The sequence below is a fragment of the Rhodococcus sp. F64268 genome, from assembly GCF_023015605.1.
GTDB lineage: Bacteria > Actinomycetota > Actinomycetes > Mycobacteriales > Mycobacteriaceae > Rhodococcus.
The window spans coordinates 1-469 of sequence record NZ_JALKAI010000041.1; the positions used below are offsets into that span (position 1 = coordinate 1).

At 63.3% G+C, this 469-nt stretch carries 1 pseudogene; it reads left to right on the plus strand.

What is annotated here, in order from left to right:
* Positions 1 to 249 (plus strand): annotated as a pseudogene (locus tag MWU77_RS24455) (hypothetical protein); the annotation flags it as partial.
* Positions 250 to 469 lie beyond the last annotated feature (220 nt).

A 469-nucleotide genomic window follows, 5' to 3' on the forward strand; every position in this document is an offset into this window, starting at 1 on the left:
GACTTGATCGAAGACGCTTCGGCTCCGCAGAACGTGCCCGGCACCACCTGCTGGACCGGTGATGTCGCGACCGGCCGGATGTCGGTGTGCCTGATGGTGTACGGCCGGTACATGGCCGAGCTGTCCGGGCATCGTCCCGTTGGCAACATCGACCCCGACGACGATTCCTTGCGCACCGTTTCCCAGCGTGTGGCCGCGCAGTACACCAAGTTCGTTCGTGCCGAAGAACTGGGCCTGGGCGAGAACTGACCTGCATCACTTGCTTTTGCTTCTGGTACCCCCACGTTCGAGGAGTTGTTCGCCTTTGCGCACCACCTGCACTACCTGCACTACCTGTGTGGTCCTGGCTGTCGCGGCCGCTGTTATCGTGACCGTGGCCGGGTGCAGTACCGAGATCGATGGCACCGCCCTCGTCGAGAACACATCCGCGGTCACGCCCGTCGATCTGGAGTCACTCGACACCGGCGAG